The sequence below is a fragment of the Sphingomonas sp. JC676 genome, assembly GCF_014489075.1.
Taxonomy (GTDB): domain Bacteria; phylum Pseudomonadota; class Alphaproteobacteria; order Sphingomonadales; family Sphingomonadaceae; genus Sphingomonas.
This window is the reverse complement of the sequence record NZ_JACTGR010000009.1, coordinates 1-20,922: the sequence shown is the minus strand read 5'-3', so window position 1 is coordinate 20,922 and position 20,922 is coordinate 1. Positions and strand designations below refer to the sequence as shown.

The window sequence follows — 20,922 nt, the reverse complement described above, 5'->3', positions numbered from 1 at the left end:
CCCGCTCACAGCCGCGTCTCCCCAACGATGCGCCCATCGAGCATCTGCACGATACGCTGCGCGGCCGCGGCATCGCGATGCGAATGGGTGACCATGACCACCGAGGTTCCCGAGCGGGCGACTTGCTGAAGCAATTCGATCACCTGCTCGCCGTTGGCACTGTCGAGATTACCGGTCGGCTCGTCCGCCAGGATGAGGCTCGGATTGCTGGCAAGTGCCCGGGCGATCGCCACGCGCTGCTGTTGCCCCCCGGACAATTGCTGCGGCCGATGATTGGCTCGATGCGTCATTCCTACCTGATCCAGCACCAGGCCGATGCGATCCTTCGCCGCCGCCGAGCCGCGACGGTACAGGAGCGAGACCTCCACATTCTCCGCCACGGTCAGATCGTCGATCAGGTTGAAATTCTGGAAGACGAAAGCGATGTGCTCGCCGCGCAGCCGCGCTAGCTTCGCGGAGGGCAGACCGATTACCTCGCTGCCGGACAGCCGATAGGATCCCTGCGTCGGCCGGTCGAGCAGGCCGAGCACATTCAGCAGGGTCGACTTGCCGCAACCCGATGGCCCCATCACCGCCAGGAATTCCCCCTCGGCCACCTCCAGTGAGACGGCGTCCAGCGCGCGCGTCTCGATCTCCGGCGTGCTGTAGGATTTGGTGATTTCGGTCAGGGTCAGCATTGGCGTTCCACGAGAAGGCATCGCATCAGGATAACCGAATAACCGCTCTATAAAAAACTAGCTTATACAGATAGTTACCCGGATCGCTTTGGGCGGGCGCGGCGATAGGCGTCCGATTCCGGACGGGTTTGACGGCGCCCCGGCGCCCGCTAACCTGAGGGGCATGGAACCCACGCCATCCGTGCTGATCGTCGACGATGATGCCGATGTGCTGGAGGCGGCACAGTTGGCGTTGTGGAATCATGCGGTGCGAATCGACGCCGCTTCCTCGCTCGACGTCGCCGAGGATTACCTGCGGCAGATCGCTTATGATTGCGTGCTGCTCGACATGAACTTCGCCGCGGGCCGGCGCAGCGGAGCCGAAGGAATCGATGCCCTGGAGCGGATCGGCACGATCGATCCGATGGTCTCGGTGGTCGTGATGACGGCCTATGGCGCCGTCACGCTGGCGGTCACGAGCCTGAAGGCGGGAGCGCACGACTTTCTGCTGAAGCCGTGGAAGAATGACAACCTGATCGCGGCCGTGACCACGGCTGCGACGCGGACGCGGACGATGCGCGCGCCGACCACGCTCGATGCGCTCGAGCGTTCGGCGCTGATCGAGACGCTTCAGCGCCACAAGGGCAATCTCACACAGGCGGCGCGTTCGCTGGGCCTGAGCCGACCTGCGCTCTACCGCCGTATGGCCAAGCATGGCCTCTAGGCCGGAGGCACGCCTTGCGCGGATTTCCGCGACCGGCTGGCGGCTGCTCTTCATCGCGATCCTGACCGCAGCGCTCACACGCATGTGGATGGCACAATATTATCTCGCGGCCCTGGCGATCGTCCTGACGTCGGCCCTGATCCTCTTCGATCTCTGGCGGCTGCTGAAGCGCGAGACAGACACCGGGGACGTGCCGATCGAGCCTGCGGTTCTTCGGGCACCCGCGCAGCTCGAGGCTGCGCTGGCGCTGATCGACACCGTCACTGTCTCGCTGTTCGTAATCGGGCCTGACAATCGCATCCGCTTCATGAACCGCGCGGCACGCCTCCTCGCCCGACAGGACGCCGGGCGGCTTCAGGACATTGCCGCGTTGGGAGAGGCTGGCGCAGCGGCAATCCTGAAGCTCCCCGTCGGCGGCCGACAGCTGATCGCCGGCGAGGACGGCCGCTCGTTGCTGGCCTGGGTCGGCTCGATCCGCCACGCGGGGGCCGAGCCGCAACGGCTGGTGTCGCTCCAATCGGTGGTGGGCGAGTTGGACGCTGTCCAGGTGAGTGCCTGGCATGCGATGACGCGGGTACTGGCGCATGAGATGATGAACTCGCTCACGCCGATCGCGTCGATGGCGGAGAGCGTCGAAAGTCTCGCCGCAGCGGGCGATCGCGGTCCGAAAATCGCGAGCGCAGTCGCCACGATTGGCCGCCGCAGCCGGCATCTGATGGATTTCGTGGAGCGCTATCGCGCTATAGTCGACCTTCCGCGCCCGATTCTCCAGCAGGTTCGCGTCGCCGATTTTCTGAACGAGATCGACCAACTGGTCGGACCCGATCTGAGAAAGCGAGGGATAATGTTTGCCGTCACAGCGCCTCATGACCGACTAGCCAGCTTCGATCGCGCTCTGGTCGAGCAAGCCATCATCAATCTGATCAAGAATGCGGCGGACGCAGTCGAAAATGCTGCCGAGCCGGTCATAGGGCTGGTCGGACTTAATGATGCAGATGCGCTCATTATCGAAGTGACCGACAATGGGCTCGGGATCGAAGACGATCTGCTCGAGGAGATCTTCGTGCCCTTTTTTACGACCAAGCCCGGCGGAGCGGGCATCGGGCTCGCTCTCGCCCAACAAATCGCACTCGCGCATGGCGGTGGCCTCACCGCATATCGGGCTCACCCAGCCGGCTGCATGTTCAGACTTCGGCTGCCGGCTAACTCATAAGCGGATTTGAGCTCGCAAGCCGTCCCATCAGTACGAATGACCGGTTCCGGGAACTAACGCAGCAACCGCGAACGGCTGCTGTTGGGCGCATTCCCGCCTGGCGGCTTTTGGGCCGTTTGCCAACTGTCTGCTTGCAAGGGCAAATGCCGGAAAGCGGACATTCGCTCGATATCAGTGGCGGAGGGCGGCTTACGACCCAATTGCCGTTGCAACGTCCGTCGGCTTGCTCGAACTCAATCATTCGGTCAGCCTCGCCGGACGAGAACCAGCCGAGGGGAATTTCGATGAAGACACGGCTCGCTGCAATTCCGATTGCGCTCGCCTTGGCCACGTCGGTCGGCGCTCAGGAACATCATCATCCCGCGCCGGAGCATCTCGGCAGGGCGCATCTCGAAGCGAGTTGCGCGCCGACAGTGAAGGCGGCGTTCGAGCGTGCTGTCGCGCTCCTGCACTCCTTCGCTTATGAGGAAGCCGACATGGGCTTCGCCGATGTCGCCGCGCGCGACCCAACCTGCGCGATGGCGCATTGGGGCCGCGCGATGACCCATTATCACCAATTGTGGGAGGTCCCAGCTGGCACCGGGTTAGCCGCCGGCGTTGCGGAGATCGGCAGAGCCGCCGCGATGGGCGCGGCCACGCCTCGCGAACGGGCGCTTATCGCCGCGCTGGACGCCTATTACGCGGATGCAGGTCAAGTTCCTGCGACTACGCGCGCGATTCGCTATTCGGATGCCATGGCATCGGTCTCACGCGACTATCCGGACGACGACGAGATCGCGACCTTCTACGCCCTGTCGCTGGTCGCAACCGCGCCGCCGACCGATCGCACGCACGCGCGGCAGAAGCGCGCTGCCGACATCCTTGAGCCAATCTGGAAGCGTCAACCGGACCATCCTGGCGTGCCGCACTATCTGATCCATGCCTATGACAGCGCCGAGCTGGCGCCGCGTGGCCTGCCCGCGGCGCGCGCCTACGCCAAGATTGCGCCCTCCGCGCCCCATGCGCTGCACATGCCCTCCCACATCTTCACGCGGCTGGGCCTGTGGGATGATTCGATTGCGTCGAATATCGCGGCGCGCGATGCTGCCCGCGCGCAGGGGGACGTCGGCGAAGCGCTGCACGCCATGGACTATCTCACCTACGCTTATCTCCAGCGAGGCCGGACTGCCGATGCAGTGCGGGAGGTGACGAATCTCAAAGCGATGACCGACCTGTCCGCCAGTGGATTCAAGATTGGCTATGCTGGCAACGCGATGCCCGTCCGACTGGCGATCGAGACCCGTGACTGGGCAGCGGCCTCGCGGCTCAGCCCGATGCCAGGTTCCGCTCCGCAGGTCGCCGCGATGGTTTGGTGGGCCCGAGCCCTGGGCAAGCTTCGCGCGGCAACTCCCGGATCCGCCGAGCAAGACATCGGCGAGCTTCAGGCCTGCCGTGATTCGCTGCGCGCAGCGAACGACACGTACTGGATGGTGCAGGTCGATGCCTTGCTCAAGTCGGCGCAGGCCTGGCAACTTGCTGCGGCGGGCAATGGTGAAGCGGCGGTGCGAGCGATGCGGGCGGCTGCGGACGAGGAAGACGGGCTTGAGAAGCTTCCTCTCACGCCTGGACCGATCGTGCCCGCGCGCGAGCAGTTAGGCGAGCTTTTCCTCGTTCTCGGGAAACCACGGGAAGCGCTCGACGCGTTTGCCTCCGCACTGGCGCTGTCTCCTGGCAGGCTGGGCGCGCTGCGCGGAAAGGCTGAGGCGCGGCGCCAGATTGACAACCATGGCACCTGACCGCCTCGCCCGCCGGTGTGTAACCGCCGAACGAGGCACGCGGTTATCGCCACAATCGGCAAAATCAAAAGCAACTTCATTTATTATTGCGAGCCGAACTGCATGAGGGTTACGGTGCTGGCTGCGGGCGGTTTCGCTTCACCGGCGCATCGTTCTGATGGAACCGAGCGGCACTGCCTGCATGAATACGCTCTCCTGCATGGAGACGATCGAGCCATGGGAGAGACCTGATGCGTAGATTGCCGTTTGCGGGGCTTTGCCTGCTGGCGCTGGCGACCGCGCCGGCGCTGGCCGGCCAGATGATGCCCGCGCCCAATACGCTCACCGCCCGGGAGCGCTCCGAAGGCTGGCAGCTGCTGTTCGACGGCCGCGACCTGAACGGCTGGCGATCCTTTGGCGGCGGTGCCGCGTCGCGCAACTGGGTAGTGCGCGACGGGGCGCTCGTCCTGACGGCGAAGACCGGCGAGATGAGCGGGGGCGACCTCGTCACCGCCGACACGTACGGTGCCTTCGAGCTGACGCTCGACTGGAAGGTCGAGCGCGGCGGCAACAGCGGTGTCTTCTATCTTGCCCGCAATGTGCCGGGGACCAAGAACATCTACGAGACCGGCATCGAGATGCAGGTCCTCGACGATGACGGCCATCCCGACGGCAAGATCCCCTCGCATCGCGCCGGGTCGCTCTACGACATGACGGTCCCGCCACCCGGCGCGGCGCGGCCGGCGGGGAGCTGGAACCATGCGCGGCTGCGGGTGGAGCCAGGCCGAATTCGCCAATGGCTGAACGGCACGCTCACCGCCGACGTGCCCTTCGGCAATGACGCTTGGCGCAAGCGCGTCGCGGCGTCGAAGTTCGCCTCGATGCCGCTGTTCGGAACCTTTCCGAGCGGCGTGATCGGCCTGCAGGATCACGGCGAGCCGGTGGCATTCCGCAACATCAAGGTCCGCAAGCTCGGCGCGAGCGCACAATGACGGCGGCTGGCTTCGATCCGGCGGAAACGCCGGCCGATGTCATCATCGTCGGCTCGGGCGCCGCGGGGGCCATGGCTGCCTACAGCCTGACCAAAGCGGGCTTGCGCTGCCTGATGCTGGAGGCCGGGCGCGACTATGATCCCCAGGCTGAAGTCAACATGATGGCACCCGAGAGCGATGCTCCCCTGCGGGGGGCGTCCACGCCCGACAAACCGTTCGGCTATTTCGATGCGACCGTGGGGGGCGGTTGGGAGGTCGATGGCGAGCCCTATACCATGCGCGAGGGCACGGATTTTCGCTGGTATCGCTCGCGGATGCTGGGCGGGCGCACCAACCATTGGGGCCGGCATGTGCCGCGCTGGGGCCCTTATGACTTCAAGCCCTTCTCGCGCGACGGGCTGGGGGTGGACTGGCCGATCGGCTATGACGATGTCGCGCCTTTCTACGACCGCGTCGAACGGATGATCGGGGTCAATGGCGGGCGGATCGAGCTGGAGAACCATCCCGACTCGCCTCCGGGTTGTCTGATGCAGCCCCCCGCGCCGCGCATCCCCGAGATGCTGATCAAGGCGACATGCGAAACTATGGGAATTCCGGTCCGGGCGGCACACACGGCGGTCCTGACCCGCGACATGCCGGATCCCGTTGCACCGCGCAGCGCCTGCTTCAACGCGACGCCCTGCACCCGCGGGTGCACGATCGGCGCGATGTTCCAGACCACGACTTCCCTCCTCCCGATGGCGAAGGCCACCGGCAGGCTGACGATCGTGACCGACGCGATGGTCTCGCGCGTCGTGATGGCCAATGCGGGCCGCGCCGCCGGCGTCGAATATGTCGACCGCAAGACCGGCGCTCGTCACCAGGTAAAGGCTCGCGCGGTCATATTGGCGGCGGGCACCTGCGAGACGACGCGATTGCTGCTCAATTCGGGCGACACGCCCCATGGCCTCGCCAATGCCTCCGGCCAGCTCGGGCGCAACCTTACCGATTCCACCGGCGCGTCGTTCCGAGCCTATGTGCCAGCGCTGGCCGACCGTCCGCGCTACAATGAGGACGGCATCGGCGGGCAGCACATCTACATCCCCTTCTGGCTCTACCAGGAGCAGAAGCGCGGCGAACTCGACTTCGCGCGGGGCTATCATTTCGAGATTGGCGGCCGGTTCGGCGTTCCGCCCGCAGCGGCGCTGCCGCGCGTCTGGGGCGCGGAATTGAAGAAAGCGGTCCGCAGCGCATCGGGCGCGACGATCGGGATGACGCTGCGCGGCGAGATGATCCCCAACAAGGATACCTATTGCGAGATCGATCCGGCGGTGAAGGACCGATTCGGCATCCCGGTGCTCCGCTTCGCCTTTCGCTGGTCGCAGCACGAGCTCAACCAGGTCGCGCACGGGCAGCGGACCGCACATGCCGTATTCAAACGGATGAACGCCACGATCCTCGATCCCGAGCTGCCACCCGAGAAGCTCATCACCGCGGGAGGGGAGATCATCCACGAGCTTGGCACCGCCCGGATGGGCGCCGATGCGCGGTCGTCGGTGGTCGACAGCTTCGGCCAGGCCTGGGATGTCGGCAATCTGGTGCTGATGGACGGCGCGATCTTCGCCTCTGGCGCCCACAAGAATCCGACCCTCACCATCCTCGCCCTGGCGCTGCGTGCCTCCGAGCGGCTTGCCGCGCGCTTCAAATCGGGAGCCTTCGCATGACCCTGTCACGCCGCGAAACGCTGCAGTGGATGATGACCGCGGCGGCGCTGCCGCTCGCCCGCTGGACGCCGCCAGCGATGGCGGCCGGACAGGGCACACCGCCACCGTTCGATGTGATCGTGGACTGGCCGGTCACACTGCCTCCACCGCCGCCGGCCTCGGGCTATGGCCGCGATCCGGACCTGATGGCGCCCAAGGTTCCCTGGCCGCTTACGCTAAGCGAGGCGCAGCGCGCTACGGTCGAACTGCTGGGCGACATGATCCTTCCCGCCGACGAGCGCTCGCCAGGTGCCGGCACGCTGGGCGTGGGGGCGTTCGTCGACGAGTGGATCAGCGCGCCCTATCCGATACAGCGCAAGGACCGGGAGCAGGTGCTGGGGGGACTGATATGGCTCGACGCGCAGGGCAATGCCGCGCACGGGGCCGTGTTTACCGCGCTCACGCCGCCGCGACGCGCTGCGTTGCTCGATGCGCTGACCGCCACGGCGCCCGTGGCCGGGATGGCGAAGCCCGTCGCCTTCATGGACACGCTGCGCTATCTCTTCGTGCTCGGCTTTTACAGCCTGCCTGAGGGGAAGGCCGATATGGGATTTATCGGCGACCAGCCGACCCCTGGGCTCTATCCCGGACCGCCGCCGGAGGCGTTGGCGCATCTCAAGCGCATGCTTGTCGGGATGGGTTTGGCGGCCTGATAAGTCGGGTTGCGGACGGGCAAAAAAGCCGGCGCTGGTGATATCGGCGTCACCGGATCCGGACCAACCTCGGTGAATGGGTCGCTAACACTCATTCGGAGGAAGCTGAATGAATGTCCGCTTTCAGGCTCCCCGCGAGCGCGCTGAATGACCGGAAATGGGCCGGAAACTGACCGTCCGCTTTCGGGAGATGAACCGCGATTAGCTGCCGTTCGCGAAACTCGGCGTGGAATGGCGGCTAGCGCCCCAACAGCAAACGCGGCGTTTACCGATTTTCAGCATCGCATCTCATACCGTTCGGGTTCCAGGTTGCGGGTGACCGCATAAGGAAGGTGAGGCGGTAATGGTATGCGGAGAACGCTGAACGATCGCTGGTTGTTAGTCGTCGTCGTGGCGATTGCTCCGACCCTAAATTCGTGTGCATCGGCAGTCTCGGATGTCGGCACAGAGAGATATGCGGCATCGGCTCCCGCGTACCCAAAGGTATCGCGGACACGCCCCGCTGGACCCAATGCAGAACGGGTTATTGTCGATCGCTTTCCCGGCGCCACCGTCCTGAGCCAGGTTGAGTTTGCCGACACAATTGTCCGCAAGAATTTCCATTACCGCGAGGTCGGAAGCGACATCGTGGTGGTGTCGCCCGGGGAGTATTATTCCGAGGATGGCCGATATTCGACGGGACATCGCGTAGTCTCCGTGGGGACGTACTCGTTTGAACGCGGCCTTCTCTCCATCGACTGCATCGATTGCCGCCCATCGTTTCTGGGTTTGGGCCGACAGCGCGTTCTCTTTCGTCAAGATGGCAAGCTGCTGATGGCAAACGCTGATGGCCGTGGAGGTACAATTGAAATGATCCCCTCACCGTGACGGTGCAAAATGGATCATGCTGCCTGGCATCGCGAACGTCCGCTTCTCAGCCAATACGTCCGAAAGCTGTCGGGGCCCTAACCACCAATCTCTGCCAATCCAGGCGTCGAGCGATTGGCCGCTTACGCCCACTAGCGGAGGTTCCACCGGATTCGCGATTAACCCGATAGCGGACGGCCTCTCAACTGCGTATCCTGCCGGCATGGGGAAACTTATCGTTCTTGTTGCCGGGGTCGCGCTGTGCGCTTGTGGCCAAGTGCCCGAAGTTACCGCCACGCGGACTGCGGCACGGGAGATCGAGCCTGCGCGCCTTCCGCTCGACAACACTACCGGGTTCCTCGATGGCTATTCCTTGAAGGTTACTCGGGAAGGTGACCTCTTGTGGAATAGCGCACCTGTCACTGACATTGTCTTGAAAGACTACCTTCGTGAGTGGGCGGCTCGCCCCCGTGACGCGGGTCGCCTCTTTGTCGCATTTGAGCCCGGTGTCTTGCCGACACGGGCCGCATGGGTTCGGCGGCAAGTGATCGATAGCGGTCTTTGCGAGCAGCGGCGTTGCTCGGAGGTCGGGTGGGGCGTGAAAAGGCCGGTTGTGAACTGACCGCCTTGCGCTGGTCCTGCTCGGAAGCGACCGTCGTCTAACCACCCACTCCCCGCCGTCGCCAGCGCAAAATGGACGCCAGAGCGGGCAGTCGGCAAACGCCCCGGTTGCTGACGGTGATGACCTATTCCATAATTACACGATGCATCCTGACTACAGCGATTTCCTCGACCGCATCCCGGAAGCGCCGCAATGGTGGTTCAACGGCGTGCCGCGCTACAATCCGTTCTCGCCACTGGACCTATCGGTTCGGCCCCGCGAGGTCGGGCTCGCGCTAGTTCGATGCCAGGATTGCGGGACCGAGTTTAGCATTGGGATCGAACCCACCCTCTTTGCGGAGGGCTCGATGTTCGATCAGATCGCCTTGGACCATTTCAACTACGACGATCCGCCCCGACATGCGTCTCCCGATGGATCGCGCTGCGCTGGAGAGACGATGGGCGCAACACCAATTTGCTTGCTGGAAGCTTGGCAATGGGAAAGTGAGGCGATGGATTTCGTTCGCCAACCTCAGCTTGAAGGTCCGATCGTCATCCCCGAATATCGTGTCCACAGATGGTTAGCTGCCGTTGGCTCCGCTTCGCGCCCATCCATCGAGGTAGTCGGTCCCGACAATTAGATTTGAGCGTTCCTCAATCACAGCAAGCAACGTGTCAGGCGAAGTCGGCGGATCGTCCTCATGCCGCAAACAGAGAAACGCTTGTCCGTCAAATCCAAAGCTTACGGCACGACAAGTTGAGATTGATCTCACGTCTCCCCCGCCCGTCCCGTTTGGATCGATTGATCGACAAAGCCACTCTCTCAGAGCCTCGTCTGTGTGCAGCTGGAAAACGTGAGGTTGCGCAACATCCTCGTTCCAGATGCTACCCGGCTCTTCGCCAGGATTTGCCCAAACCACGGCGTATTGGAACGTGTCACCCCCACGCCGCAGGCATCCAAACACAATTTCCGCAATAAGGTTGATCGCAACTGACGTTCGACCGCCATCTGCGCCATACATCTCGAACGGTGCTCTTATGACGTAGGCCTTCACTCGCTCATTCTGCCAACCACCTTCAATGTCCGCAACTCCGCGGTAGCGGTCGCTCGCATGAGCAGGTTGCCGAATGGCAGCTATCGCCGGATTCGCCCCAGAAGCTGCCGGTCTCATTTCCACCATTTCTCGTCGTCCAGGCTGCGCCGGGGCGCGAGGCTCAGCTAAAAGCCGACAGGCAGATTTCGGGGCGAAAAGCGGTCAGGCAGCAAGCGCCCCGCTTGCGGTCGTTCCGCCAATGACCGATCAATCCCGAATGCGAACCATCTACATCGACTGTAACGGCGCGAAATCTCCCGCAGAATTTTGGCAGCGTTACGTCGATGCTATTGCCCCCGAAGACGCGCACTTCTTCGGACGCAATCTTGATGCATTCTGGGACGCGGTTGAAGGGGGTGGCCCTGGCTGGCCCGGCGAAGTGAAGCTGGTCTTCACGGATTCGGCGGGATTGGCGGCGTTTCAGGTCGGCAGTGGATTATCCCTATTGGATGGGCTTCGCCGAATAGCAAACGACGCGACTCAAACGGAGATCGAGTTGGCGTAGCGGCAACGTCTGCTGGCGTGCGGCACAACCCGAAACCGGACTATCCGCTTACCACCAAATTCCGCCGTTCATAGAGTTCCACAGCGGCCATGAATCTTCGGTGCAGAGCAGTTCAGGGACGCGGTTGCGGCGCTCCCAGATAGGCATCGAACCAGGCGTTCGTCTCGGCAAAGATGCTGCGGATATTGGCGGGCGATTGGGCGAGGCTGTGGCTTTCGCCCTTATAGCGGAGCAGCTTCGCCGTCTTGCCCTGGGCGTAAAGCGCATAGAAGAATCGCTCGGCCTGGGACGGCGCACCGCGCATGTCGAGGTCGCCGTGGATCAGCAACAACGGTGTGGTGACGCGCTCAACGTGGGAAAGCGGAGAGACGGCGGCATAGCCCGCCGCGTCCTGCCAGGGTGGCGTGGTGCGACCGGTTATCTCCATCTCGGCCCAGTTGTCGCTCTTCTCGTGCGCGATGCCGAGATAGCCGACCGCGCCCGGATCCATCTCGCCATAAAGGCTGGAGACGTCGCTGATCCCCGCCATCGCCACCCCCGCCTTGAAGCGGCCGCCCTGCGTGAGCAGCGCGAACACGCTGTAGCCGCCGAAGCTCTGGCCGAAGACGCCGAGCCGATCCGGATCGGCGATGCCGAGCTCGGCGAGCTTGTCGATCGCCGGCATCACACCATCGCCGATTCTGGCATAGCTATTGGCGTCCTCGCGACGGTTGCGGAGCGGCATCGAGGGTACCAGCACGACATAGCCGCGCGCCGCATAGAGATGGAGATTGTAGATGCCCGGCATGAACGGGTCGGTCATGTAATCGTGCTCGAGATCGCGCACCGTGTACCCGCCATAGACCCAGACGAGCACCGGATAGCGGCGGTCCGCCCGATAGCCGGGGGGCAGGATCGCCACGGCCTTAAGCGGCTGGCCGTCCTTGCCGGCGTAGTCGATCAGCCGCGTCTCGCCCCAATCGACCGAAGCGAGATGGCCATCGAGGGTCAGAAGGTCGCGCGTCGTGTTGGTCGAGGCGTGCGAGATGTGGAGGGTGAGGCCTGAACGGCCGCTCTCGCTCCATAGCACTGTGTCGAGATCGGGGCGGTCGTCGAGCAGCGTGCCGTCCGCCGGCATGGCGATATTGCGCTCGACCGGTTCGGGGCGGGTGCCCTTGGGCTCGGGGGCGACGCCGCCATCGTTCGATGCGAGAAAGGGCGCGGCCTCGCTCTCGCGCTGGCTGCCCCTGGCGGAATAGGCGATGCGGCCATCGGCGGTCCAGCCGGACAGGGTGAGCGGAAGGCGGGCCTGGGGACGTGCCATCACCCATCGGACCGGTGCGTTCGGCGCGATGTCGATGAAGCCGAGGCGACGCTCGACCGTCCAATTGTCGTCCGTGTTGTTGGGCAGGAGCCGTCCGGCCTCGGGCTGGAGCGCGCCCAAGGTGGCGAGCAGCGCCAGCCGCTTGCCGTCGGGCGACACCCAGAGGCTCAGCGCGCTGCGGAAGGGATAGGTGGGAACCGTGGCGATGGTCTGGGCGCGGCGGGTGGCGACGTCGACGACGCGCAGGATCGCGCGGTTGGCATCGCCATGCGGCAGGCGAGCGTCGCCGCTGCCCATTGCGAGCGCGGTCGGCTCGGTTCCGGCGCGCAGTCGGGCAGCGGTGCGCGCCGCGTCGGCGAAGGGACGGCCGTATTGATCGAGAATCCCCGACACCTGCCCTTCGGGCAACGTCACCACCAGCAAGCGATGATCGTCCAGCCAGAGGAAAGGCGCGCCATCCTCGCCGAGATTGCATGCATGCGGCTTACTGCGCCGAATCGCGCCGCCGCGCAGATCAAGCTTGTCGAGCGCGCCGCCATAGCGGGTCTGGGTCATCACCGCGGTGTCGCCCATCCGCGTCACCGCGCCAGTGTCGCGATTCCAGACATAAAGGCGGACATTGTCGCCGCCGCGCGGTTCGCCGCGGTCGGCCTGGGTGGAAAGCAGGGCGAGGCGGCGGCCATCCGGCGACCAGCCAGCGCACCAATAGCCGGCGGCATCGGCCGCGCCGCTGGTGAGCGCGCGGCGCTTGCCGGTTTCCGCGTCGATCAGCCAGACGTCGCTGCGGGTCGGATCGGTCTCATAGGCGGTGCGGCCGTAGACCTCCCCTGCGCGCGCCGGACGCTGAATGACCGCAGCGACCCATTTGCCATCGGGCGAGAACGTGGCCTGGTCGATCCGCTGGACGTCAAGGACGTCGTCCAGCGTGAGTGGGTGGCGCATCTGCGCCATGGCCGGCGATGCGAGGAGACAGAGTAACCCCGCCAGCACCGTATGCCACCGCCGCACAAATCCCATTCACCGCTCCCGTACTAGAGAAAAGCGTGGTCGGTGAACTTCTTGTCGAAAGTCAGGCCGAAAACCGGACGATGTCGCCCCGGTCAGTCAGTCAGGGTGAATGATGCACGGAGAACGAGATATTTGTAATCCCCGAGCGGACGACATCTGGCCTTGCATGAACAACGAAGCGTGGAGCCCCGGGCCCAATGGTTTCAAAGCTTACCGTAATCTCGCGCAATACTTCTGTCGTGCCCGGACCAGTTTGGCTATCCAACCTATCGGTGGTGGTGCGCGATCTGTCTATGTTCCAAGTACCATTCGTTATGGTAATGCCCGGCGCAACGATCTCGCATATTCCATCATTGTTCTGATTCACAAACACGGCCTGAGGACCAGTTGAAGCCCGATTGATGTTGAATTGGACCAGATACGTGGACGCAGAACCAGGGGATCCGGGTACGTTGTAAAAATCGACCTGAAAATGTGGGTTATAGCAGTCCAAGTGGATATCGCTCACAACTGGCGAGCTGTTAGATGCTAGGAAAATGCTAGCGACGAGAAGAGTGATACTTTTCATAGATACCCCCATCTCAATCCTTGGGATACACGAAACCCTTCGAGTCGAACGCAAAAGAATACTATCACGATCCGCATCCTTACGAACATGAAATCGTGATGGTTGCGCGTGCTGCTTACCGAAGCGTCTAGCCAGCACGCGCGCCGAAGGCGCCCTACGTAGCGACGCTGTACGAAGGATGGTCCGCTTCGGGTTGACCGCATTGGTCGCTGAATGACCGGAATGGGGCGCGTAAGAGCCGCGTAGTTTGTCTGAATCGCAGCGAAAATAGCGATGCCCGTCTTCTTCATTCTGGAGGAGAACGACGCCGATTGGCGGATGAAGATCGGGCGCGCGACGAACCTTAGGCCGTCGAGGCGCCTTGCAGACCGGCAACTCGCGCCCGCTAAAGGTCGTCGGGTGGATCGAAGCGGAAAATGAGGCCGAAACGGAAAAGCGGCTCCATGCGAAATATGCAGCGCATAACATCGGACGGCATGGTGGAAGTAGCGCCAGAGAGTGGTTCTATCTTCAACCCGCCGACATTCTCGAGGATCTGCAACGCGCGGGCATCGACGGGTTTCCACCCACTCCTGGACATTCGCAGCCGATCGCCGGCGTGGCCGCCATGAACGGCGGGAAGTGGTGGAAAGCGGTCATTCGCCAAAGGTGCGTGTGATCGCTTGAAGATACCGATCCAACTCAGCGTTCAATCGGAACCTTTCTTCCTGATTCTCCCGCCAAATACCGAAATCGGGAAGTCCACGTGCGAAATTCATCATCGCCACCCAAGCCTCTTGAGCTTCATTGAAGCTGCTTGGTTGAGTCTCTTCCAAGATGGCGAGGATATTTTCGACATTTCTCGCAAGGTCATTCCGCCGCTCGCGGAGCAGGATCGCTCGCAGGGCGACGAGCGGCTCGAAAACTTCGTGATGTTCGTTCATGTCGCCACATTGCGGCTCGTTCTGAATGTCCGCAACTGGGGCGCTATCGGTCATGCGCGCCGACCGGCCCGCAACGGCAGCTATCAGACCTACCGTTCCCAAAAGCTGCCGGTCCGCCTACGGCCCAAAGCCGGTCATTCCGTATGCAACTATCGAATGGCTGGAAGTGGGCCGTAAGCGGCCATTTCGCCGCACCGTCGCGAGCAGCCAGGAGGGTGGCACACCCTTCGATCTTCGCGCAGCAGTCGGTCAAGTCCCTAAGGAATGGGCGGCAGCAATATGTAAACCTGAAAAAATTTTGTTTTCGATCTACAAATCGTGGCGCGATCGCAACGTATTGTCTACGAGGCCCCGGCAGGACGCTCACCCGAGTTTCGCTGCATCATAGCTAGCCGGGGCGCAGGTGCTCTCGTCCAACACCGCGCCCCGGTTCAACGACCAGGACCACCTCGGGTAACGTCCGCTTATGGGCCGGAAGCTGACCGTCCGCTTTCGGGAGATGAACCGCGATTAGCTGCCGTTCGCGAAACTCGGCGTTGAATGGCGGCTAACGCCCCACTTGCAGACATAACGCTGCATCGGCACACCGGCGATATGGAAGTCACCCCAACTGCCAAACTAGCGGCGAAAGAATTGTTTCGGACTTGGGGTCGGAAACCGCGCGTAGTGCGCCATTGGGACGAGCGCGAAAATTACTCGATCGCTGTCGCTGAATGTGAGAACTCGCCGATAGACGGCGTTACGGCGGTGGGCACGGTAGGCCTTTCCGATCACGATCTTGGCATGGGACCCGTTCGCGTCGAACTAATCGGCGCTTTCCCGGCTGTCTTCGAGCATGGCCCAAATGTCGCTGCCACTTGCGCATTCAACGCCTTCAAGGACGGGGTCCATACTCGCCCCGATGCCATTCACCGGCATGTCTTGTCGCTCTACATGCCCAAACCGATGCTCCCGCACATCATGATGATCGATCCATTCCTCTGGCACGAGGGGCCCGAAACGCTTGTATGTGATGACTTCCAAGTCGCTTGGCTGATGATGATGCCGATATCTGAGAAAGAGCGCCTATTTGCCGAGCAAAAAGGTCCTGATGTGCTCACCAGCTTATTTGAAAAGCACCAGATCGATATTTACGACCTATTCCGAGCGTCCGTCGCCTAGGTCCGCTATCCACCCACTTCCTGTCATTCGCAGCGATGGAAGGCCGCGGCCTGCGCTAACGTCGGGGAAAGATGGTTAGCGCACCTTGCTGGTTCTGGAACGATATGGTCCAATCGAGTGGTGCATCACCTCAAAAAAGCCGTCGCTGCCCTCGTTCTTATAGCCCCTCGCGCTGCGCTCGCTTGTCCCGAACCGTCGGCCGAGAGCTACGTGATCAGCGATGTCCAACCGTTGCGCGTTCCGCCAGGTTTTCTGCTGGTGGAAATCGAGCGGTCCACGACCGGAGACCCATCGCCCGGGCAATGGGACGATATTGATGTTGCTGTGATCCGTGTCGTCGTCGGCGCTTTCGACGGGAAATCTATTCGCTTGTCGAACAATCGCTCTAGCGAAGGAACGCGGATCTACAGCGACTGCAGGCATCTTGGGTTTGCTCGCGGTTTCGTACTCGGAGTGCTGAGATTTGATGCCGAGGGTCGTGCGGTGTTACAGACCACATTCCAGCCTGGACGTCGCGGCCGTCCCGATCTGTGGCGTCGGCCAACGATCGAGCGGTAGTGGGGCGATAGCGGTCATTCCCGGAGCGTCGACCCGAATGGCAGCTATGACACCTTCGGCGCCCAAGTGCCGCCGGTCCGCTTTCCACCATTAGCCGCCGTCCAGCCGCCGCTTGAGCGAACGACGGCTTTCGGGGCGGCCCGCGGATCGTTCGAACGACTGCAATTGGGCGCTTAGCGGCCCATCGGATCCAGATCGGCGTGGATGTCAGCCTCCGCCCCAGTTGCGGACATTGGTCACCACCGGCATGATCTCTCGCAGGAGATGCGCCAATGATGCCGTGCGACTATTTGGCTTTGGATGGTAGTTCGAGCGTGCTTGACCTTGATGCCGTTTACGACGTCGTGAATGGGAACAGCGGGAAGCGAGCCGAATGGTCCGCGCTTATCGTTTTTGATCCCAAAAGCAGCAGCTTCGTAGAGCTTCGATCATCGCCACCCGACATTCGAGGTGGAAGCGCAGACGAGGCGGAAGCTGTTTCAGAGAGCTACGTATCCGATCAATTCGGCCTTGCCGCCGAACAGTTAGTTGCGGTGCGAAGTCGCCCGACAGTTTGGACTTTCTTGGATCGTCGCACGAGGCCGAACGGCAACTAACCACCCAGCAACTGCCGTCCAACCGCTGCTTGAACGAACGACGGCTTTCGGTATGGCCCCCGTGGATCGTGCGAACGACCGTTATTAGGGCGCATAGCGGGCGCAACTCGACAACAGATTGAGTCAATTCAAAGACCTGTTGCTAAAGCGCTATCCGCGCGGGCGCTTGGCGTCGCAACCATCGGCATGCGTCATTGGGGCGTTTCAGCGTACCGGATGATGCTCTGATTTTGAACGCTGGCGACAAGCTCATCGGCGCGCGACAATAGTCGCTGCAACAGCGGTGATGGATTTGCCTCGGAGTATCCGAGAGTCAGATCGACGGTTGGGTTATCACCCTCTAGCGCTCTGGCAACGACGTTCGGCGTCAGCATGTTCTGGGCGTAGAGAGGAACCAGGGTAATCCCGCCGCTAGAGGCGACCAGCGACATGGCCGAAGATATGTTCTCGCCTTCATACATTGGCTTGAGGACGATCCCCGACGCTGAGGCGTAACGGTCGATAACAGACTGCAGCACCGGCGACGTTCTCGCCGAACTTACATACGTTTCGCGAGCGAGATCCTGCGGCGTGATTCTCCTGTTGGACGCCAAGCGATGACTTGCCGGTAGGACGGCGATCAGCGGCTCTTGCGCAAGCAGTTTGAACGAAATTCCCAGGCTCTGTTTCTCCGGCCGAAGAAAGGCCATGTCCAACTTTCCGCGCATCAATGCGAGCGCAAGGTCGGGAGAGGACAGGCTACAGAGCGTAACTTCGGTTTCCGGTGCTTCCTCGCGAATTATACGCAAAAGATGCGGGAGCCAAGTGACCTCTAGCCCAACCAGAAACCCGATCGAAAGTACTGGTCTCTTCGGCCGTGCCGCTCGTTGCGCTCCATCGATGGCCGCCTCAACCTGCAGAATGGCGAGCTTGGCGTGATCGAGAAAGACCCGGCCGGCGGGCGTGAGTGAGACGCCCCGGGCTTGGCGTTCCAATAGGTCTACCCCGACCTCGAGTTCGAGGTCACGGATCTGACGGCTCAGCGACGGCTGCGACGTATTGAGACGTTTCTGAGCAGCGTTGAGGAGGCTGCCCTCCTCCGCGACCGCCACGAAATACCGCAAGTGACGAAGCTCCACGGCCACTCCTCCTATGCCTCGCAAGCATAAGTGAGGCGTACAAAGTCTTTGTGGGGTTTTGAAGCTGATTTTACCCAGGGCTTCTCCGAACATTCACGGCTCATCGAGGGACCAAGCAATGCCTACGATCACGACACAGGACGGCGTGAGCATCTTCTACAAGGATTGGGGATCGGGTCAGCCGATCGTTTTCAGCCACGGCTGGCCATTGTCGGCGGACGACTGGGATGCCCAGATGCTGTTCTTCCTTCGCCAGGGTTACCGGGTAATCGCCCATGATCGGCGCGGCCACGGCCGGTCCGACCAGCCTAGCACCGGCAACGACATGAACCATTGGGTTGCCGACCTCGCGGCCCTGACTGAACACCTCGACCTGCGCGACGCGATTCATATCGGGCACTCGACCGGCGGCGGTGAGGTGGCGCGCTATGTCGCCCGATACCAAGAGCGCGTCGCGAAGGCGGTCCTGGTCGCATCCCTCACACCGAACATGTACCGAAGCGAGGATAACCCGGCCGGTCAGCCGCCCGAGTGGTTCGAGGCGATCCGGGAAGGCGTGCTGGGCAATCGGTCGGAGTTCTTCCGTTTCGTCCCCGAAAATCCGTTCTACGGCTACAATCTCGATGGGGCGGAGCCTTCGGAGGCGGTCATTGCGAACTGGTGGCGCCAGGGCATGGCTGGCGGGGCGCTCGCTCACCTGGCGACGGTCAACTCCTGGCTCGAGGACTACACCGAAGACCTCCAGAAGATCATCGTGCCGGTGCTGGTGATGCATGGCGAGGCCGATCAGGTCGTTCCGTTTGCGAGTTCGGTGCCCCGTGCGGTCGACCTGCTCAAACAAGGGTCGCTAAAGACTTACCCGGGACACCCCCATGGCATGCTGACCACGCACGCGGATGTCCTCAATCCTGACCTGCTCGCGTTTATCAGGTCCTGACGACATCTTGATCCGTCATCTCCTGCATGGTGGGCGGACGGCTGCTAATCAAATTAGCGACTGTTCGCCGACCAAGCTGGTCTTACGGCTGCTTTCAGGTCTTTGCCGAACGCTGTTGGATGACCGAAACTAGGCGCGTTGCTGTCGGGCAGCTTTTGGGCCGTTTGCGGTCTGGCTGGTTTTCGGTCGTCGACTGCCAAACGCTGCCATTCATTCAATACGCGGGGTACCCAGTAGCGCCGTCAGTTCCTGATGCTGCGGAAATTCCTCAAGTGCCCCGTCTATGAGGCTTTTCGCGCGAGATGCCCACACCGTCGCTGCCGCGGCTCAGGATCCTTAGGGCAGAACCATTTTGGGAGACCAACTTTACAAGCACGGACCACTACGGCCGAATTGACGCCCGTCACGACACCGTTCTAAAGTCATGCCAGGGGGGCGCACTTAGTTATGGACATGCGCATTACAGGGGCAGTTGCGGCAAGCCTAATCCTCGCGGGATCGTGTAGAAATAAAACTTATGAAGAGATTATAGTTAAGGCCCCGTTCGAGATTGGCCTAGGCAGCACCCGGATTGCCGTTTCACCTAGTTCGGAAATCTCGGACGCGAGGGCACTTAAGCGCTCTAATGTTGTTGAATACGCAGCATTGACCGCTTGCTCCGCAAAATCTTCTCGGGATGTCTCCACTTCGTGTATTGTGCCGGCCGCGCTGGGAAGCAATAGTTCCGGTATATCGATATTTCTGTCAGCCGTCAGGCCTGGGGTGAATTACCAGCTCCTACAACCTAGGACACGAGCGGTTACCAAATCTCAAAGTGCGCCGGTCCCTCTCGATATCGAGCCTTTTCCAGAAAAGCTTGAGCTTCATCGCATAACCTCAAATATGTACTCAAAACAACTTGTGACAACGAGCGCCCATTGGCCGGTTGCCACTTGTGGCAGGTCCAGTCAGCGGCAGCCACTAACCTGCAAAGTGGGCATCGTTACAAACGGCTTGTTTGTCGAATCTACTTGGTTCCTGGCGAACAAGGACAAGGTAAGCCAAGACGATTTAGAAAGAATGGGTAACTATTTAGTAGATTTGGTCGGAAGGCTGTTGGAATAGATTTTTGGGGGTGCTAATCACATGTCTCTAGATTTTTCGCCGACGGACAGGCTTTGCGCGCGGATACGGCTCGATGTCACCTTACCGGGCACTGGGAGGAGCTATCCGCCAACGGCCTGAAGCCGGTCCCGCTGCTTTCAACCACCTATCGCCGCTTAGGGCGGCCAAGTCGATGACCGCCTGCTAAGCGCACACATGCTTCTGACAAGCGAATAGCAATCGTTTGCGAAGTTGAAACGCCACTTGGCCACTTTGAGCAGTTTACGGCAGCTTCCGGGATTGCCGCGACCATTCATGCGCGACCGCTACTGGGCGCTAAGCCGCCGCCCTGCGGCCGCGCGCGATCGACGTCCGCTTGCGCCCCAGTTGCGGACATACACGGCAAGCTGCAGGATCGCCAAAAGCGGACACAAGGAGCGCCCGGGAATGTTTGCGAAGGATGATGCCGAACATCCCATTCCGCCGGAGTGGCATGCCATCTTTCGCGAGATTGCCGACGCCTTTGTGGCGGGGGACTACGCTCTGCTCGATCGAACTATTGTTGGCGTCTCCCCGATCAATCCCTCTACGGCCCGGTTCATTGCCGACAGCGTCTTGGCCTATGGTGACAGTCTGGCTCCGCTACATCCGTCTGTATGGAAGAGCGCGGTCTATCGATGGATGGACGGCTATTGGCAGTTGCTCGTCGATCTGACGACCACGAAGGAGCAGGTGAGCGACCTTACGCTCCACGCCAAGCTATATGATACTGCCGGCCCGACCCTAGAAATTGAATCCGTTCACGTCCCCTAACGAAGCTTCCTTCCCAAAAGCCCGCCGGTCCGCAATCCACCACCTTCGGACATTCGCGATTTATGAGTCTACAGC

General features: G+C 61.9%; 18 protein-coding genes. 14 read left to right on the top strand and 4 right to left on the bottom strand.

The features are described 5' to 3' along the window. Nucleotides 1-5 precede the first annotated feature (5 nt). A complete protein-coding gene (locus IAG41_RS22325) occupies nt 6-677 on the bottom strand; it encodes an ABC transporter ATP-binding protein (protein WP_187730909.1) in 672 nt (223 codons plus the stop codon). A gap of 163 nt (nt 678-840) precedes the next feature. Here IAG41_RS22325 and IAG41_RS22320 point away from each other — a divergent pair, with 163 nt between their 5' ends. The 9 genes from IAG41_RS22320 (at nt 841) to IAG41_RS22280 (ending at nt 10,779) form a co-directional block, all read left to right on the top strand. Further along, entirely contained in the window at nt 841-1,380 is a 540-nt protein-coding gene (locus IAG41_RS22320; RefSeq protein WP_187730908.1) for a response regulator transcription factor, read from the top strand. Continuing rightward, nucleotides 1,370-2,593: a sensor histidine kinase gene (locus IAG41_RS22315; RefSeq protein ID WP_187730907.1), complete on the top strand. Its 1,224-nt coding sequence runs from the start codon at nt 1,370-1,372 to the stop codon at nt 2,591-2,593. Before IAG41_RS22320 ends, IAG41_RS22315 begins: the two co-directional genes overlap by 11 nt. Nucleotides 2,594-3,006: 413 nt before the next feature. Then, the gene (locus IAG41_RS22310; protein ID WP_222950840.1) at nt 3,007-4,368 is read left to right on the top strand and encodes a hypothetical protein; all 1,362 of its coding nucleotides are present in this window, start codon (nt 3,007-3,009) and stop codon (nt 4,366-4,368) included. A 230-nt stretch (nt 4,369-4,598) separates the two neighbouring features. Further along, nucleotides 4,599-5,339 carry a DUF1080 domain-containing protein gene (locus IAG41_RS22305; RefSeq protein WP_187730906.1) on the top strand — a complete coding sequence of 247 codons (741 nt, stop codon included), beginning with the start codon at nt 4,599-4,601 and terminating at the stop codon, nt 5,337-5,339. Then, complete coding sequence (locus tag IAG41_RS22300; RefSeq protein WP_187730905.1) at nt 5,336-7,042, top strand: GMC family oxidoreductase; 1,707 nt, start codon at nt 5,336-5,338, stop codon at nt 7,040-7,042. The genes IAG41_RS22305 and IAG41_RS22300 overlap by 4 nt, the downstream gene beginning before the upstream one ends. Beyond that, entirely contained in the window at nt 7,039-7,734 is a 696-nt protein-coding gene (locus IAG41_RS22295; RefSeq protein ID WP_187730904.1) for a gluconate 2-dehydrogenase subunit 3 family protein, read from the top strand. The genes IAG41_RS22300 and IAG41_RS22295 overlap by 4 nt, the downstream gene beginning before the upstream one ends. A 348-nt stretch (nt 7,735-8,082) precedes the next feature. Then, nucleotides 8,083-8,601, top strand: coding sequence for a hypothetical protein (locus IAG41_RS22290; RefSeq protein ID WP_187730903.1), 519 nt, complete (start codon nt 8,083-8,085; stop codon nt 8,599-8,601). A gap of 743 nt (nt 8,602-9,344) precedes the next feature. Beyond that, entirely contained in the window at nt 9,345-9,821 is a 477-nt protein-coding gene (locus IAG41_RS22285) for a hypothetical protein (protein ID WP_187730902.1), read from the top strand. 487 nt (nt 9,822-10,308) lie between these two features. Further along, nucleotides 10,309-10,779: a barstar family protein gene (locus IAG41_RS22280; RefSeq protein ID WP_187730901.1), complete on the top strand. Its 471-nt coding sequence runs from the start codon at nt 10,309-10,311 to the stop codon at nt 10,777-10,779. Between the two features lie 112 nt (nt 10,780-10,891). Here IAG41_RS22280 and IAG41_RS22275 read toward each other — a convergent pair whose 3' ends face one another. Then, nucleotides 10,892-13,024 (bottom strand): S9 family peptidase, encoded by a 2,133-nt coding sequence (locus IAG41_RS22275; RefSeq protein WP_187730900.1) that lies wholly within the window; start codon nt 13,022-13,024, stop codon nt 10,892-10,894. Nucleotides 13,025-14,019: 995 nt separating this feature from the next. On the opposite strand from IAG41_RS22275, the gene IAG41_RS22270 reads away from it, so the two are divergent. Continuing rightward, nucleotides 14,020-14,316, top strand: coding sequence for a GIY-YIG nuclease family protein (locus IAG41_RS22270; RefSeq protein ID WP_187730899.1), 297 nt, complete (start codon nt 14,020-14,022; stop codon nt 14,314-14,316). Here the strand turns inward: IAG41_RS22270 and IAG41_RS22265 are convergent. After that, nucleotides 14,294-14,635 (bottom strand): hypothetical protein, encoded by a 342-nt coding sequence (locus IAG41_RS22265; RefSeq protein ID WP_187730898.1) that lies wholly within the window; start codon nt 14,633-14,635, stop codon nt 14,294-14,296. The two genes, IAG41_RS22270 and IAG41_RS22265, sit on opposite strands and share 23 nt — an antisense overlap. A 612-nt stretch (nt 14,636-15,247) precedes the next feature. Between IAG41_RS22265 and IAG41_RS22260 the strand changes: the two genes are divergently transcribed. Further along, on the top strand, nt 15,248-15,742 hold the full coding sequence (locus IAG41_RS22260; RefSeq protein ID WP_187730897.1) for a suppressor of fused domain protein: 495 nt from the start codon (nt 15,248-15,250) through the stop codon (nt 15,740-15,742). Between the two features lie 210 nt (nt 15,743-15,952). Beyond that, nucleotides 15,953-16,300 (top strand): hypothetical protein, encoded by a 348-nt coding sequence (locus IAG41_RS22255; protein WP_187730896.1) that lies wholly within the window; start codon nt 15,953-15,955, stop codon nt 16,298-16,300. 787 nt (nt 16,301-17,087) lie between these two features. On the opposite strand, the gene IAG41_RS22250 is transcribed toward IAG41_RS22255, so the two are convergent. Further along, on the bottom strand, nt 17,088-18,014 hold the full coding sequence (locus IAG41_RS22250; RefSeq protein ID WP_187730895.1) for a LysR family transcriptional regulator: 927 nt from the start codon (nt 18,012-18,014) through the stop codon (nt 17,088-17,090). Nucleotides 18,015-18,132: 118 nt separating this feature from the next. Here IAG41_RS22250 and IAG41_RS22245 point away from each other — a divergent pair, with 118 nt between their 5' ends. Then, nucleotides 18,133-18,951 (top strand): alpha/beta fold hydrolase, encoded by an 819-nt coding sequence (locus tag IAG41_RS22245; RefSeq protein ID WP_187730894.1) that lies wholly within the window; start codon nt 18,133-18,135, stop codon nt 18,949-18,951. Between the two features lie 1,530 nt (nt 18,952-20,481). Continuing rightward, nucleotides 20,482-20,847: a hypothetical protein gene (locus IAG41_RS22240; protein ID WP_187730893.1), complete on the top strand. Its 366-nt coding sequence runs from the start codon at nt 20,482-20,484 to the stop codon at nt 20,845-20,847. Nucleotides 20,848-20,922 lie beyond the last annotated feature (75 nt).